Genomic DNA, 14,903 nt, shown 5'->3' on the forward strand with positions numbered 1-14,903 from the left:
CCGACCCAGGGAGACTCCCTGGTTCGGCCCCCTAGGGCAGGTCGATCTTGCGGAGTTGGCGGCGGGACGTGATGCCGAGCTTGCCGAACACCTTGCGCAGGTGCCACTCGACCGTGCGGGCGGAGAGGAACAGGTGGGCGCCGATCTCCGGATTGGACAGGCCGTCCTGGGCCAGCCGGGCGATCTGAGCCTCCTGGACGGTCAGCTCGGTGGACGTCTGCGGGTCGCTGCGCTTGCGCACGGCGGCGCCGACGGCCAGCAGCTCCCGCCGGGCCCGCTCGGCGAACGCGGCCATCCCGAACTGGGCGAACATCTCGAACGCGGTCGTGAGCTGCTGCTTGGCGTCGGCCCGGCGGCTCTCCCGGCGGAGCCACTCGCCGTAGACCAGGTGCGCCCGGGCGAGATCCGCGCGGGCCCGCGTCCGCCCGAGGTACGTGAGCGCGGCGGTGAACGACGCTTCGTCGCCGGTGACCAGCGCGCGACAGCGCGCCTCGACGCCCAGCGCGCGGTCGGTGCCGCTGGCCAGGGTCCGCTCGGACAGGCGGGCCAGCGCACGGACCGCGACGTCGGCCGAGCCGTGCCGGGTGGCGGCCTCGACGAGCTCGGGCAGCGCCCAGGCCGGGATCGTGACCTCGTGTGCGTTCTCGGTGCTGCGGACCGCCGCCGCGAGTGCCTCGTCGTACTGGCCCAGGCCGTTGCAGAGCAGCGCGTGCCAGCACTCGGCCAGCGCGATGCCGGTGCCCTCGTCGGTGGCCTCGGCCGCGCTGATCGCCTCGGCGATCAGCCGGCGGGCGAGCGGCTCGTCGCCCCGGGCCGCGGCGACGCAGACCGCGCCGTACGCGGCGGTGGGGATACCGGTCGCCTCGTTGATCGCGTAGTTCTCCTCGGCCAGCGCCCAGGCGGCCGAGAGCTCGCCCCGGTACATCAGCAGCGGCGCGCGGCCGCCCAGCATGAACGGCAGCTCCTGCAGCGCGCCGACCCGCCGGGCCGCCCGCAGATGACGCTCGGAGAGGACGTCCCAGCTCTCGTCGTCCCAGAGCTCGATCGCCAGCATCGTGCCCTCCCACAGCCGGCGCAGATGGCTCTCGGGAGCGTCGTCGTCGCGCAGCACGGCCAGCGCGGCCCGGCAGGCCGGGACGGCGTCGGCGAAATCGCCGGTGAGCGCGATGAACGCGTCGAGCAGGAAGTCGACCGGGGTCTCGGTCGGCGCGCGCGGGACCGCCTCGGCCACCGTGGCCGGGTCGACGTCGCTGAGGCGCGAGCCCAGCCAGGCGGTGACCATCGCGTCGAGATAGGTCTCGCGGGCGAGCGGCGGATCGAGCGGCTCCAGCCGGCGGGCCGCGGCCAGCAGCAGCGGGGTCGCGCCCCGGCCGCGGCTGGTGACGAACGCGAGCTGGGCCCGCAGCAGGTCGGTGCGGGCCTGCTGCCGCTCGTCGAGCGGGCCGGCCGCGGCCGTCGCGAGCAGGGTCCGGGCGCTGTCGACGGCGCCCGCCGCGACGCCCGCGAACGCGGCGTCGACCGCGCGCCGGACGCGGACGCGCCGGTCGGGCGTCAGCTCGGCGGCCCGGGTGCGGAACGCGGCCGCGGCCGCGAGACCACCCCGGGACTGCGCGCGTCCGGCCGACCGCTCGAGCTCGGCGGCGACGTCCTCGTCCGGGCCGGCCGCCGCCTGGGCGCGGTGCCAGGCCCGCCGGTCGGGGTCGGGGTGCGCCTCGGCCAGCGCCCGGTGGGCCCGCCGCCGGTCGGAGACGCTCGCGACGCGGTAGGCCGCCGAGCGGACCAGCGGGTGTGCGAACCGGACGCTGCCGCCGATCTCGAGCAGCCCGGCGTCGACGGCCGGGGTGGCCGCGGCCAGGTCGAGGCCGAGCGCGTCGCTCGCCGCGTGCAGCAGGACGACGTCGCCGAGCGGCTCGACCGCGGCGACGAGCACGAGCAGCTGGGTGTCGGCCGGGAGCGTGGTGATGCGCCGGGTGTAGCTCTGCTCGATCCGCCCGGCCACCGGCTCGATCCGCCCGGTGCCCGGGAAGCCGTAACCACCGGCCTGTTGCCAGGTACGGGGCAGCTCGATGAGCGCCAGGGGGTTGCCGTGGCTCTCGGCGATGATCTGGTCGCGGACGGCCGGATCGAGCCCGCCGGGGACGCTGCGGCGCAGCAGCGTCCGGGCGTCGACGTCGCCGAGGCCGTGGATCGTCGTGTCGGGGAGCCCGGGCAGGACGTCGGTGCGCGTCGCGCACACGATCGCGATCCGCTCGGCCAGCAGCCGGCGGCCGACGAACGCGACGACCTGGGCGCTGGCCCGGTCGAGCCAGTGGGCGTCGTCGACGACGCAGACGACCGGGGTCCGCTCGGCGCCCTCGGCGAGCAGGCTGAGCGTGGCCAGCCCGACCAGGAACGGATCGGGCGCGGGCCCGTCCTCCAGGCCGAACACCGTGGCCAGCGCGGTGCGTTGCGGGGCGGGCAGGTGATCGAGGTGGTGCAGGAGCGGCGCGCAGAGCTGGTGCAGGCCGCTGTAGGCCATCTCGATCTCGGACTGGACGCCGGTGACCGAGATGCGGCAGTACGAATCGGACTTCGCGAGCAGGTGCTCGAGGAGCGCGCTCTTGCCGACCCCGGCGTCGCCGCGCAGGATCAGGACTCGGCTCGTGCCACCGGCCACATCGGCCACGAGCCGATCGAGCTGCTCGCATTCGGCAGCGCGTCCGAGCAGTTGCGTCCCCATGTTCGCGCGAACACTGTCGCACGATCCGGACTCCATTTCCGACGATTTTCACGGTGTGAGATGGGGGTCGGTGCGGGTACCGGAACAGCATGGTGATCGTGCTGATTCTGGTGATCGTGGCGTTCGGCGCCGTGGCGGCCCGGCGATGGCAGATCGCGGCCCGTGGACAGCGTCTCGAAGACCCGCATCCGGCGAACGAGAGCCGGCTGCCGTTGAGCCCCCGCGCGCAGACCGATCGGGCGATGCGCGCGGCCGGCACGTACGTGCAGCCGGAACACACCCTGCGGCCGGGGGACGGCTCTACCCTCTGAGGGTGCGCGTAGGGATCGCTCATCACTTCGGGTGGGCCGTGGCGGTGGTGGCGTCGTCGTCGGAGCAGGTCGTCGACCGGCGGCGGATCGACCTGGTCGAGCCCGGGGTGCCGGTGGCCCCGGTCCACGGCCTGAGCCACTCCTCGGCGGTGCTGTCCGACGACGAGGTGGTGGCGCTGGTCGCGCGCGTGCGCGCGTCGTCCGCGCGGGCCGTGGCCTCGGCTCTGGACGACCTGCCCGGGCCGATCGTGTCGATGTCACTGCGGGCCTGGCCGCCGGACTTCCCGGCCGACGTCGCGACGCAGCGCAAGGTGCCGTACGAGGCGCGGGCCGACTCGGTGATGTACCGGCAGGTGCTGGCCGAGGCTGCGCGGGAGCGCGGCTGGGAGGTGCACCTGTTCGAGGCCCGGGACGTGCAGAGCCGGGCCGTCGCGCTGGCCGGGAACGTGCTCGACGCCCCCCGCGCGGTGTTCGGGGCGCCGTGGGGCAAGGACCACCGAATGGCGTTCGCGGCGACGATCCTCGCAAACCGCTTGGCCACCCCCGGACAATCATCCGGGTGAACACCCTGCTCCTCGGCGTCGTCGGCTCGAACGCCTACGGGCTCGCCCACGCCGACTCGGACGTCGATCGCCTGGGCGTGTTCGCGGCCCCGGCGGTCGCGTTCCACGGCCTGCGGCTCCCGATCGACCGCGCCGCGACGGTCGTCGAGCACGATCCGGACGTGACGATGCACGAGGCCCGCAAGCTCGCGATGCTGTGCCTGTCGTCGAACCCGACCGCGACCGAGCTGCTGTGGTTGCCGTCGTACGAGGTCGGTTCTCCGCTGGGCGAGGAGCTCGTGGGCATCCGGGGTGCGTTCGCCTCGGCCGACGGGGTGAGGAACGCGTACTTCGGCTACGCGACCAGCCAGTTCAAGCGCCTGCTGACGACCGGGCAGTTCCAGTCGAAGATGCGCAGTCGTCGGTCGAAGCACGCCCGGCACCTGCTGCGGCTGCTCGACCAGGGCTACGAGTACTACGCGACCGGGCGGCTGACGCTGCGGCTGGCCGACCCGGAGCGCTACCGGGAGTTCGGCGAGCGCGTCGCCGCGGACCCGTCGGTGGCCCGGGCCGCGCTGGCCGCGGCCGAGGAACGGTTCGCGGCCACCCGCTCGCCGCTGCCCGCGGAGCCGGACACCCCGGTGGTGGAGGCGTGGCTGCTGCGCGTCCGGGAGGCGTACCGGTGAAGCCGTCGACGGTGCTGGTCGACGTCGACGGGACGCTGGCCGCACGGGTCACCGACCGATCGCCCTACGACTGGCACCGCGTGGGCGAGGACGTCCCGGTCGCCGCGGTCGTGACCGCGGTACGGGCGCTGTCGGCGGCCGGCCACGCGATCGTCGTCCTCTCCGGCCGCGACGAGTCGTGCCGCCGGCAGACCGAGTCGTGGCTCACGCACCACCTCGACGTGCCGTACCGCGAGCTGCACATGCGCCGGGCGAAGGACAACCGGCGGGACGACGTGGTGAAGAGGGAGATCTACGAGCGGTACGTCCGGGACCGGTACGAGGTGGCGTTCGTCCTCGACGACCGCAACCAGGTCGTGCGGATGTGGCGCCGCCTCGGCCTGGTCTGTTTCCAGGTAGCCGACGGCAACTTCTGACCCACCTCGGCTACCCGCTCACGTCGTAGGGCGTCACCAGCGTTCCATCCCGGAAGAACTGCGCGACGTTCGCCAGCACCAGATCGGCCATCGCCTGGCGCGTCTCCACGGTCGCACTCCCCACGTGCGGCAGCACCACGACGTTGTCCAGGGCCAGCAGCGCCGTCGGCACGTGCGGCTCGTCCCGGACGACGCCCAGGCCCGCGCCCGCCAGCCGCCCCTCCACCAGGGCCGACACCAGCGCGTCCTCGTCCACCACCGTCCCGCGCGACACGTTGACCAGGTACCCGCCCGGGCCGAGCGCGTCGATCACCTCGGCGGTCACCAGGCCGCGGGTACCGGGGCCGCCCGCGGCGGTCACGACCAGCACGTCCGCCCACGCGGCCAGCTCCGGCACCGACCCGACGTGGGGGTACGGCACGTCCGGGCGCGGCCGCCGGTTGTGGTAGGCCAGCGACACCCCGAACGTCTCGAGCCGGCGCGCGACCGCCAGCCCGATCCGGCCCAGGCCGAGGATGCCGACCTTCGACCCGCTCACCCGCCGGGTCAGCGGGTACGAGCCGCCGGCGGCCCAGTTCCCGGCCCGCACCCAGCGGTCGTTCGCGCTGAACCCGCGCAGCACGTTCAGGAGCAGCGCGACCGCCGTGTCGGCCGTGTCGTCGGTGAGCACGCCGGGGGTGTTCGACAGCAGGAGCCCGCGCCGCCGGACCGCGTCCAGGTCGGTGCCGTCCACGCCGACGCCGAACGTGACGATCGCCCGCAGGGACGGCATCGCGTCGATCAGCGCCGCGGTCATCCCGCCCTTGCCCGACGTCACGGCCAGCACCGCGTCGGGCCCGTCGGAGTAGCGGACCGCACCGTACTCGGCGGCCAGTTTCGCCGACAGGCCCGCCCCCAGCGGCCCCACCTGCACGACCTTCACCGCACCAGCGCCGGCTTCTTCGGATCGAACGTCCATCCCGGTATCAAAGCCTGCATGCCGGCCGCGTCGTCCCGCGCCCCCAGGTCCAGCGACCGGTACAGGTCGTGGGCGGCCTCCAGCCGCGGCCGATCGAGCGTGATCCCGAGCCCGCCGCCGGCCGGCACGTCCACCGCCCCGTCCCGGATCTCCGGCGGTGAGACGGTCAGCCGCTCCCGCCCCTCCTGCCAGATCCAGTGCGTGTCCAGCGGGGTGTACGTCCCCACCGCGGCCGCCCCGACGTGCACGAACATGGCCAGCGATATGTCGAAGTGGTTGTTCGAGTGCGAGCCCCAGACCAGGCTCGCGTCGGCGCACACCTGGGACACCCGCACCGAGCCCTGCATCGTCCAGAAATGCGGGTCGGCGAGCGGGATGTCGACGCTGCCCAGCGCGATCGCGTGTCGCAGCTGACGCCAGTCGGTCGCGATCATGTTCGTCGCGGTCGGCAGACCGGTGGCGCGCCGGAACTCGGCCATGATCTCCCGCCCGGAGTACCCGTCCTCGGCCCCGCACGGGTCCTCGGCGTACGCGAGCACGTCCCCGAGCTCCCGGCCCAGCTCGATCGCCGACGCCAGCGACCAGGCCCCGTTCGGGTCGAGCGTGATCCGGGCGTCGGGGAACCGCTCCTTGAGCGCCCGCACCGCGGCCGCCTCCTCCGTACCCGGCAGCACCCCGCCCTTCAGCTTGAAGTCCCGGAACCCGTACCGCGAGGCCGCGGCCGACGCCTGGGCCACGATCGCCGACGGCGTCAGCGCCTCCTCGTGCCGCACCCGGTACCAGGGCACGTCGGTCACCGGTGCGGACTCACGCGGGCCCACGTAGAACAGATACCCGAGCATCCGGACCGACTCCCGCTGCTGCCCCTCCGGCCCCAGCAGCGCCGCCACCGGCAGCTCCAGGAACTGCCCGAGCAGGTCCAGCAGCGCCGACTCGACCGCGGTCACCACGTGGATCGTCGTCCGCAGGTCGAACGTCTGCGTGCCGCGACCGGCCGCGTCCCGGTCGGCGAACGTCGTCCGGATCCGCGACAGCACCGACCGGTAGTCGGCCACCGACGCGCCGACGACCAGCGGCGCGCACTCCCGCAACGTCGCCGTGATCGACGGGCCACCCGGCACCTCGCCGAGCCCGATCCGGCCGGAGGAGTCCTCCACCACGACGACGTTGCGGGTGAAGTACGGCGCGTGAGCGCCGCTCAGGTTCAGCAGCATGCTGTCCCGCCCGGCCACCGGGAACACCTGGAGGTCCACGACCCGCGGCGGCACGTCAGCCCTTCCGGAGCTCGACGCCGGACAGGGCCTCGAAATACCGGACGAGCCCGCTGTGGTCCTCCCCGCCGTGCCCGGTCGCCTGCAGGCTCGTCACGGCCTCCAGCACGGCGGCGGTCAGCGGGAGCGCGGCCCCGTGCTCGTGCCCGGTGTCGAGCGCGTTGAGCAGGTCCTTCGCATGCAGGTCGAGGCGGAAACCGGGCGTGAAGTTCCGGTCGAGCATCATCGGGGCCTTCGCGTCGAGGACCGCGCTGCCGGCCAGCCCGCCGCGGATCGCCGCGACGACCGCCTCCGGCTCGACCCCGGCCTTCTGCGCGAGGACCAGCGCCTCGCCGACCGCGGCGATGTTCAGCGCGACCACGACCTGGTTGGCCAGCTTCGCGACGTTTCCCGCCCCGAGGTCACCGACCCGGACGACCGACGCCCCCATCACGTCCAGAACCGGTTTGACCTGGTCGAACGTGGCGGCGTCGCCGCCCACCATGAACGAGAGCGTCCCGTCGATCGCCTTCGGCTCCCCGCCGCTGACCGGCGCGTCGAGCATCCGGACGCCGCTCCGGCCCAGCTCCGCGCCCACGCGCCGGGCGACGCCCGGCGCGATCGAACTCATGTCGACGTGGACGAGCCCGGCGTGGGCCCCGTGGACGATGCCGTCCGGGCCCAGGGCGACGTCCTGGACGTGCGGGGAGTTCGGCAGCATGGTCAGGACCAAGTCGACCTGTTCGGCGATCTGTTTCGGGGTCTTCGCGGTGCGGGCCCCGGCGGCGGCGAGCTCCTCGGCGGCCGCCGCGTTGTGCTCGCTGACGACGAGGTCGTGGCCCGCGGCGAGCAGGTTGCGGCTCATGGGTCTGCCCATGATGCCGAGTCCGATGAATCCGATTTGCATATCCGTGCACGCTAGGGCCCGCCTACGGACGGAGCAAGCCATCGGCGAAGAGGCTCCGTAGAGTGGGGCCGTGACGGAGAGATCCCTGATCCTGGGCGCGATGATCTTCTATCCGGGCGGCGAGCACCTGGCGAGCTGGCGGCTCCCCGGTGCCCAGCCCGAGCGCTACCTCGACGTCGGCTACTACCGCGATTTCGCCCGCACCGCCGAGCGCGGCGGCTTCGCGACGCTCTTCATCGCCGACGAGCTCTACGTCTGGGACCGCTACCGCTCCGGCATCGACCACGTCGTGAACATCCGCACCGAGCCGTTCACGCTGCTCGGCGCGCTGTCCCAGGTCACCGAGCAGATCGGGCTGGCCGCGACGGTCTCCACCACGTACAACGAGCCCTACCACGTCGCCCGCAAGCTGGCCTCGCTCGACTTCCTGTCGTCCGGCCGGGCCGGCTGGAACGTCGTCACCAGCGCCAGCGACGAGGAGGCTTGGAACTTCGGCCGGGACGCCAACCTCGACCACACGGTCCGCTACCGCCGGGCCCAGGAGTTCATCGACGTCGTCGAGGGCTTGTGGGACTCCTGGGACGACGACGCGTTCCGGTACGACAAGGAGTCGGGCTACTTCGCCGATGCGTCCAAGCTCCACCGGCTCGACCACCGGGGCGAGTTCTTCACGGTCCGTGGCCCGCTGAACATCGCCCGCCCGCCGCAGGGCCGCCCGGTGCTGTTTCAGGCCGGGGCGTCGGAGGCCGGCCGGGCGCTGGCCGGGGCCACCGCCGAGGCGGTCTTCACGCTCGACCCGGGCGGCCACAAGGCCGCCCAGGCCCTCTACGACGACTACAAGGCCCGGGCCAGGGCCAACGGCCGCGACCCCGACCACCTCAAGGTGCTGCCCGCGCTCTCCCCGATCATCGGCGAGACGACGAAGCAGGCCGAGGAGTACCTCGACCTGGTCGAGGAGCTCACCCCCGACCGGCTGAGCCTCGACTGGCTCTCGCACTACCTGCAGTTCGACGTCAGCAGCCACCCGATGGACGAGGTGTTCCAGCCCGACCTGTCGGCGCCGACCAACCAGGTCCAGTCGGTGCACGCGCAGATCAAGCGGCTGGTCGGGGTGGGGCGGTTCACGCTGCGTCAGATCAACCGGGCGATGCTGCGCAGCCGGTTCCTGGTCGGCACGCCGGACACGATCGCCGACTTCATCGAGAAGCGCTTCACCGGCGGGGCGGCCGACGGCTTCATGCTGGCGTTCTCGTCGATCCCGGTCGGCGTCGAGCAGTTCGTCGAGCTGGTCGTGCCCGAGCTGAAGAAGCGTGGGGTGTACACGGGGGAGTACCGGGGCACCACCCACCGTGAGAATCTCGGGTTGCCGGTGCCCCGCAGCCGGTATGGCTGACGCCTTGTAGTCTCATGTAGACAAAAGCGTTCCCGGAGGACTCTTGGTGGCGTTCCGCCTGCTCGGCGACCTCGAGGTCCAGGCGGCCGACGGTCGCCCGGTCGCCGCGGGGCGCCGGAAACAGCGCGTGTTGCTCGTGATGCTGCTGCTCCGGGCCGGTTCGGTGATCCGGGCCGACGAGATCATCGACGCGCTCTGGGACGGCTATCCGCCCTCCTCGGCCCGGGCGAACCTGCACTCCTACGTGTTCGGGGTCCGGCACGTCCTCGACCAGGTGGCGCCGGGCGGATCGTCCCGGCTGGTCACGTCGTCGGCCGGCTACCGGCTGGACGTCGACGGCGCGCAGTGTGACGTCGACGTGTTCGACGCGCTCGCGGCCGACGGCCGGCGGGCGCTCGACCGCGGACGCCACCGCGAGGCGCTCGACCACCTGACGCGGGCCCTCGGCCTGTGGCGGGGACCGTTCCTGCCCGACCTGGCCGACCTGGGCTGGCTCGTGCCGCATGCGGCCCGGCTGGCCGAGAGCCGGCTGACCGCGGTGGAAGACCGGGCCGAGGCCTGCCTCGCGCTCGGCGAGCACGCCGGCCTGGTGGCCGAGCTGGCCGCCGCGGCCGCCGAGAACCGCCTGCGCGAGCGGTTATGGGTCGCGTACATCCGCGCGCTGCAGGCGACCGGCCAGCGGACCGAGGCGCTGGCCGCCTACGAGACGATCCGGGCCGCGCTCGCCGACGAGCTCGGCGTCGACCCCGGCCGGGCGCTGCAGGGGCTGTACGCGCAGCTGCTCGACGAGCCCGCGCCGCCCGAGCACCGGCCCCCGGCGCTGCTCCCGCCCGCGGTCGCCGACTTCACCGGGCGCACCGAGGAGGTGCGCCGGCTGCGCAAGGCGCTGTCCCCGCACACGCCGCCGGCCGGGCTGACCGTGCTGGGCATCACCGGCATGGCCGGCGTCGGCAAGACCACGCTCGCGGTGCACGTCGCGCACTCGGCCGCGCCGGCCTACCCGGACGGGCGGCTGTTCGCGAACCTGGCCGGGGCCGGTCCGAACCCGGTGCCGGCCGCCGACGTGCTGGCCCGCTTCCTCCGCGCGCTGGGCGTCCCGAGCCCGGCCGTGCCGCCCGACCCGGACGAGCGGGCCGAGCTCTACCGCACGCTGCTCGACGGCCGCCGGGTGCTGGTCGTGCTCGACAACGCGGCATCGGAGGCGCAGGTCCGGCCGCTGCTGCCGGGCACCGCCGGCTGCACGGTGCTGCTCACCAGCCGGGTCCGGCTGTCCGGGCTGGAGGGCGCCCGCTGGTCCGAGCTGGACGTCCTCGGCGAGGAGGACGGCGTCCACATGCTGGCGCGGATCGTGAACGACGCCCGCGTCGACGACGACGGCACCGCCAACACCGAGGCTGCCGACGTCGTGCACCTGTGCGGCGGCCTGCCGCTGGCCGTCCGGATCGCGGGCGCGCGGCTGACCTCCCGGCCCAGCTGGACGCTGGCCCGGCTGGTCGCGCTGCTGCGCGACGAGAAGCGTCGCCTGGACCGGTTGGACATCGGCGACCTGCAGGTCCGCGCGTCGCTCGCGCTCAGCGAGGACGCGCTGCGTCCGTCCGCGCGGAGGCTCTTCCGGGCGCTGGCCACCGTCGACGGGCCGGACCTCCCGGGGTGGCTCGCCACCGTCCTGTCGGACGAGTCGCCCGAGCGCGCCTCCCGCGATCTCGACGACCTCGTGGACGCCCACGTGCTGACCGCCGTCGGGACGGACGCGGCCGGGCCGGCGCGGTACCGGTTCCACGATCTGGTCCGGCTCTACGCACGGGACGCCGGCACCGCCGACTCGGCCGACACGGTGCTGCGGACCGCGGCCGGAGGCTGGCTGGCGGTCGCCGAGCAGTTGGAACCGGGGCTGCCAGGGCCGTGCTACGCGCCGCTTCCGGGGCCCGCCTACCGGCCGGACGTGTCGGCGGTGCTGGACGACCTGGCCGGTATCGAGCCGCTCGACTGGTTCGACGCCGAGCAGGCCGGCGCCCGCGCGGTGATCCGGCAGGCCTGCGCGGCCGGGCTGCACGAGGTCGCGTTCGACCTGGCCCAGCGGCTGGAGAAGTACTTCGACGTCCGCGGCATGTACGCGGAGTGGGCGGCGACGAACCGGCTGGTGCTGGCCGCGTGCCGGCGGGCGGGCAACCGGCGCGGGGAGGCCGTGATGTTGCGCGGGCTCGTCGACGTCGAGACGTGGATCGCGGAGGACCAGAGCCGCGAGGCGATGGCCGGCTCGCTGGCCGACGCGTTGGCGCTGCAGGAGAAGTTCGTCGCGCTGGGCGAGCTCGGCGGCGCGGCCGACGCGGCCGGGATGTACTCGTGGGGCCTGACCGCGGCCGGACGGCGGGACGAGGGGATCGCCGCCGCCGAACAGGCGCTGGCCTGGGCGACCGAGGTGGGTCACCTGGGCGGACAGGCCCGGGCGCACGTTGCGCTGGCGCTCGCGTACCGGGAGTCGGTCCAGCTGGCCGAGGCCGTCGACCATCTGCAGCGCGCGCTCGAGCGGGCCCGGGAGCTGGGGAACCCGCGCTGGATCGCCACCGTGCTGCAGTTCCTGGGCATCGGGTACAGCGAGTACGGCCTGCTCGACGAGGGCGAGGCGTTCCTGACCGAGTCGCTGGCGATCTCCGAGCGGCACCAGGACTCGTACACGTCGGCGCTGACCCGGATCGGCCTGGCCCGGCTGCACCTGCGCCGGGGCGACGCCGAGGCGCGCCCGTCGGCCGAGGCCGCGCTGGCGCTGGCCCGCGAGCACCGGATGACCCACCACATGGCCGACGCGCTGGGGATCCTCGGCGAGATCGCGCTGAACGAGGGGCGCCCGGCCGAGGCGGCCGAGTACCTGCGCGAGTCGGTCGCGCTGTGGCGGACGCGGGGCTGGCCGCGCTTCCAGGCCGCCGCGCTGGTGCTCCTCGGCCGGGCCCTGAACGATCCGGCGCTGAATGAACCGGCGGCCGCCGCCGAGGCCTGGCGGGAAGCGCATGCGTTGTTCGTCACGGCCGGGGACGCCGAGGGTGCCGCCACCGCGGCGCAGTTGCTGGAATCATCGGAAGCCTGACTCGAGACGGGGGGCGGGTGCGGGCCGCCACCCGCACCCGCCCCCCGTTTCGAGTCCCCCCTCCGGGCCCCGGGCGCACCCGGGTGGCCCAGCGTCACACCCGCCTCTATACGCGACCTACACATCTCCGGTACGGTGTGCGGCCCCAAGCAATTGCTTGGTCATTTACTGACCCCGAGGAGGGGCAATGGGAGCCGCACATCCCGTTCGCCGGCGGACCGTCCTCAAAGGTGCCGCGGCGGCCATCGCCGCCGGTCTGGTGGCCGGAGAATCCTTCGCACTACCCGCCGGGGCGGCCACGATCGCCGCGCCGCCGGACTTCCCGTCCGGAATCGAGCTGTACCAGGAGGGATACAAGAACTGGTCGGGTGAGATCGACCTGGCCGACGTCTGGACCTGCGCGCCGGCCTCGGCCGACGCGGTGGTCGCGGTGGCCAACTGGGCCCGGGCCCACGGGTACCGGGTGCGCCCGAAGGGCATGGGCCACGGCTGGTCGCCGACGTTGCTGCCGGCCGGCGCTGACGTGTCGGCGGTGGTGCTGGTGGACCTGACCAAGCACCTGGCCGGGATCTCGGTCGGCAGCGGGAGCGTGACCGTCCAGGCCGGGGCCACGGTCGACCAGCTGACGGTCGCGCTCGAGAACGCCGGGTACGGGCTGGCCGCGCTGACCGCACCGGGGAACCTGACGATCGGCGGCGTGCTGGCGATCGGGGCACACGGCTCGGCCGTGCCGGCGACCGGCGAGACCCGGGTCCCGGGGACGAGCTACGGGACGCTGAGCAACGCGGTGCTGTCGCTGACGGTCGTGGCCTGGAACGGCTCGGCCTACGTGTTGAGGACGCTGACCCGGACCCAGCCGGAGATCTCGGCGTTCCTGGTGCACCTGGGGCGGGCGTTCGTGGTCAGCGCGACGCTGCAGGTCGGGGCGAACAAGCGGCTGCGCTGCCAGAGCTTCTACGACATCCCGACCGCGACGCTGTTCGCCGCGCCGGGGACGTCGGGGCGGACGCTGTCCTCGTACGTGAACTCCAGCGGGCGGGTGGAGGCGATCTGGTTCCCGTTCACGGATCGGCCGTGGCTCAAGGTGTGGACTCTCGCGCCGTCGAAGCCGCTGCTGTCGAAGTCGGTGTCGGCGCCGTACTCGTACACGTTCGCGAACTTCCTCTCGCCGGAGGCCAGTGACTTCCTGTCGTCGGTGGTGCGGGGGGACACCAGCGGAACCGTCGCGTTCGAGAACTTCCAGATCTCGGTCGTCGGGTCGGGGCTGATCGTCACCGGGACGTGGGACATCTGGGGCTGGTCGAAGAACCTGCTGCTGTACGTGCAGCCGACGACGCTGCGGATCGTCGAGGCCGGGTACGCGGTGCTGTGTGCGCGTTCGAACGTGCAGCGGGTCGTGCACGAGTTCTACGTCGAGTACCAGGAGCGGATCACCGCGTACCAGGCCCAGAACAAGTTCCCGATGAACGGCCCGGTGGAGATCCGGGTGACCGGCGTGGACAAGCCGTCGGAGGTGACCGGCGGCGGGGTCAGCCCGCAGCTCTCGGCGGCCCGGCCGCGCCCGGACCACCCGGAGTGGGACACGGTCGTGTGGCTCGACATGGGGACGATCCCGGGGACGCCGGACTGCGACGCGTTCTACGCCGAGATGGAGGCCTGGATCGTCGGCAATTACTCGGGGAACTACGCGACCGTGCGGCCGGAGTGGTCGAAGGCCTGGGCGGTCACTCCGTCCGGAGCCTGGACGGACACGGCCGCGCTGACCGGGCGGATTCCGCAGAGTCTGCGGGCCGGGCAGGCGGCGGGCGACAACTGGGACACCGCGAGGGCGACGCTGAACGCCGCCGACCCCCACCGCGTCTTCAGCAACACGTTCCTGGACGTGCTGCTGCCGTGACCGGGTCACCGATCGCCAGCCGGCCCGGGAGTTCGACGGAGCCGTAGACACCGAACGTGTTCCCCCGCCGGGTGGCGATCGCGCGGAGGGTCTGCGGGGTGCGGCGGCCGGTGGACGGGTCGACGTTCACGACCACGCAGCGCCGGTCGCGGCGGTCGGCCCGGACCCGGACCTCGCCCAGCGTGACCGAACCCCCGACCCAGGCCTCCTCCGGCTCGTCGGTCTCGATGACGACGTTCGGGCGGAACCGTAGCGGGTCGGGCGTTTCGCCCACCAGGGCGGCCAGGTCGCGGAGAGCGCGAGTGGTGAGGAGCGAGATCGGGGCACTGTCGAACGTGCCCCGGTCGAGCTTCATCGGGATTCCGCCGAGCTCCCGGGCCAGCTCGGGATCGAGGACGTCGTACGACGTCCCGGAGGGCGTGCGCACGACCACCCCCGGATCGGCCAGCCGCGGCACGTACCGGGCCAGATCGTTGCGCTCGCGCAGCGTCAGCCACGGGAACCCCGACATGTTCCCCGGCCGGACGAACCCCCAGCGCCGGTCACCGGCCAGCCCGTGCCACGAGACCTCGATGGCGTCCACCGGCTCGGCGGCCATCGACTTCACCGGGTACCGGTAGAGAGCGGCCACCCGTCCGACCGTGATCATCGTGCCTCCCGCAGGAGGCGCCCTTCGGTCGAGGAAGGCGCCGGATCGAGCGTGGCAGACGTTCCGAGCCTGCTGCAGCGCCTCTCGACCGGC

General features: G+C 73.6%; 12 protein-coding genes. 7 read left to right on the forward strand and 5 right to left on the reverse strand.

All coding sequences use genetic code 11. The features are described 5' to 3' along the window. Positions 1-31 precede the first annotated feature (31 nt). Positions 32-2,719, reverse strand: coding sequence for an ATP-binding protein (locus FL583_RS26870; RefSeq protein WP_142707621.1), 2,688 nt, complete (start codon positions 2,717-2,719; stop codon positions 32-34). Positions 2,720-2,808: 89 nt separating this feature from the next. On the opposite strand from FL583_RS26870, the gene FL583_RS26875 reads away from it, so the two are divergent. Genes FL583_RS26875 through FL583_RS26890 form a run of 4 tightly spaced genes read left to right on the forward strand, consistent with a single transcriptional unit; the run spans position 2,809 to position 4,674 of the window. Further along, positions 2,809-3,030 carry a hypothetical protein gene (locus FL583_RS26875; RefSeq protein WP_142707622.1) on the forward strand — a complete coding sequence of 74 codons (222 nt, stop codon included), beginning with the start codon at positions 2,809-2,811 and terminating at the stop codon, positions 3,028-3,030. Positions 3,031-3,032: 2 nt separating this feature from the next. After that, positions 3,033-3,593, forward strand: coding sequence for a hypothetical protein (locus tag FL583_RS26880; protein ID WP_142707623.1), 561 nt, complete (start codon positions 3,033-3,035; stop codon positions 3,591-3,593). Further along, on the forward strand, positions 3,590-4,258 hold the full coding sequence (locus tag FL583_RS26885) for a nucleotidyltransferase domain-containing protein (RefSeq protein WP_142707624.1): 669 nt from the start codon (positions 3,590-3,592) through the stop codon (positions 4,256-4,258). Before FL583_RS26880 ends, FL583_RS26885 begins: the two co-directional genes overlap by 4 nt. Next, complete coding sequence (locus FL583_RS26890; RefSeq protein ID WP_205752484.1) at positions 4,255-4,674, forward strand: phosphatase domain-containing protein; 420 nt, start codon at positions 4,255-4,257, stop codon at positions 4,672-4,674. Before FL583_RS26885 ends, FL583_RS26890 begins: the two co-directional genes overlap by 4 nt. A gap of 10 nt (positions 4,675-4,684) precedes the next feature. On the opposite strand, the gene FL583_RS26895 is transcribed toward FL583_RS26890, so the two are convergent. From FL583_RS26895 to garR, 3 genes are read right to left on the reverse strand one after another with little or no spacing between them, the layout of a single operon-like run. Beyond that, positions 4,685-5,632: a 2-hydroxyacid dehydrogenase gene (locus FL583_RS26895; RefSeq protein WP_142707626.1), complete on the reverse strand. Its 948-nt coding sequence runs from the start codon at positions 5,630-5,632 to the stop codon at positions 4,685-4,687. Beyond that, complete coding sequence (locus tag FL583_RS26900; protein WP_142707719.1) at positions 5,593-6,846, reverse strand: enolase C-terminal domain-like protein; 1,254 nt, start codon at positions 6,844-6,846, stop codon at positions 5,593-5,595. Before FL583_RS26900 ends, FL583_RS26895 begins: the two co-directional genes overlap by 40 nt. 55 nt (positions 6,847-6,901) lie before the next feature. After that, on the reverse strand, positions 6,902-7,789 hold the full coding sequence (gene garR / locus FL583_RS26905) for a 2-hydroxy-3-oxopropionate reductase (protein WP_142707627.1): 888 nt from the start codon (positions 7,787-7,789) through the stop codon (positions 6,902-6,904). A gap of 70 nt (positions 7,790-7,859) precedes the next feature. Here garR and FL583_RS26910 point away from each other — a divergent pair, with 70 nt between their 5' ends. From FL583_RS26910 to FL583_RS26920, 3 genes are all read left to right on the forward strand, one after another. Further along, complete coding sequence (locus FL583_RS26910; RefSeq protein ID WP_205752485.1) at positions 7,860-9,182, forward strand: LLM class flavin-dependent oxidoreductase; 1,323 nt, start codon at positions 7,860-7,862, stop codon at positions 9,180-9,182. A gap of 46 nt (positions 9,183-9,228) precedes the next feature. Further along, positions 9,229-12,264, forward strand: a complete 3,036-nt coding sequence (locus FL583_RS26915) for an AfsR/SARP family transcriptional regulator (RefSeq protein ID WP_142707628.1) — start codon at positions 9,229-9,231, stop codon at positions 12,262-12,264. A 187-nt stretch (positions 12,265-12,451) separates the two neighbouring features. Further along, entirely contained in the window at positions 12,452-14,161 is a 1,710-nt protein-coding gene (locus FL583_RS26920) for a cholesterol oxidase substrate-binding domain-containing protein (protein WP_142707629.1), read from the forward strand. On the opposite strand, the gene FL583_RS26925 is transcribed toward FL583_RS26920, so the two are convergent. Next, the gene (locus tag FL583_RS26925) at positions 14,127-14,810 is read right to left on the reverse strand and encodes an MOSC domain-containing protein (RefSeq protein ID WP_142707630.1); all 684 of its coding nucleotides are present in this window, start codon (positions 14,808-14,810) and stop codon (positions 14,127-14,129) included. The two genes, FL583_RS26920 and FL583_RS26925, sit on opposite strands and share 35 nt — an antisense overlap. Between the last annotated feature and the right edge of the window lie 93 nt (positions 14,811-14,903).

Origin of the sequence: Cryptosporangium phraense (assembly GCF_006912135.1) — a bacterium.
Lineage (GTDB): Bacteria > Actinomycetota > Actinomycetes > Mycobacteriales > Cryptosporangiaceae > Cryptosporangium > Cryptosporangium phraense.

What these genes read in the sequence shown, in the direction of transcription:
- FL583_RS26870 (WP_142707621.1), bottom strand. Translation starts at nt 2,719, where the DNA reads ATGGGGACGCAACTGCTCGGACGCGCTGCCGAATGCGAGCAGCTCGAT.
- FL583_RS26875 (WP_142707622.1), top strand. Translation starts at nt 2,809, where the DNA reads ATGGTGATCGTGCTGATTCTGGTGATCGTGGCGTTCGGCGCCGTGGCG.
- FL583_RS26895 (WP_142707626.1), bottom strand. Translation starts at nt 5,632, where the DNA reads ATGGACGTTCGATCCGAAGAAGCCGGCGCTGGTGCGGTGAAGGTCGTG.
- FL583_RS26900 (WP_142707719.1), bottom strand. Translation starts at nt 6,846, where the DNA reads ATGCTGCTGAACCTGAGCGGCGCTCACGCGCCGTACTTCACCCGCAAC.
- garR (WP_142707627.1), bottom strand. Translation starts at nt 7,789, where the DNA reads ATGCAAATCGGATTCATCGGACTCGGCATCATGGGCAGACCCATGAGC.
- FL583_RS26920 (WP_142707629.1), top strand. Translation starts at nt 12,452, where the DNA reads ATGGGAGCCGCACATCCCGTTCGCCGGCGGACCGTCCTCAAAGGTGCC.
- FL583_RS26925 (WP_142707630.1), bottom strand. Translation starts at nt 14,810, where the DNA reads ATGATCACGGTCGGACGGGTGGCCGCTCTCTACCGGTACCCGGTGAAG.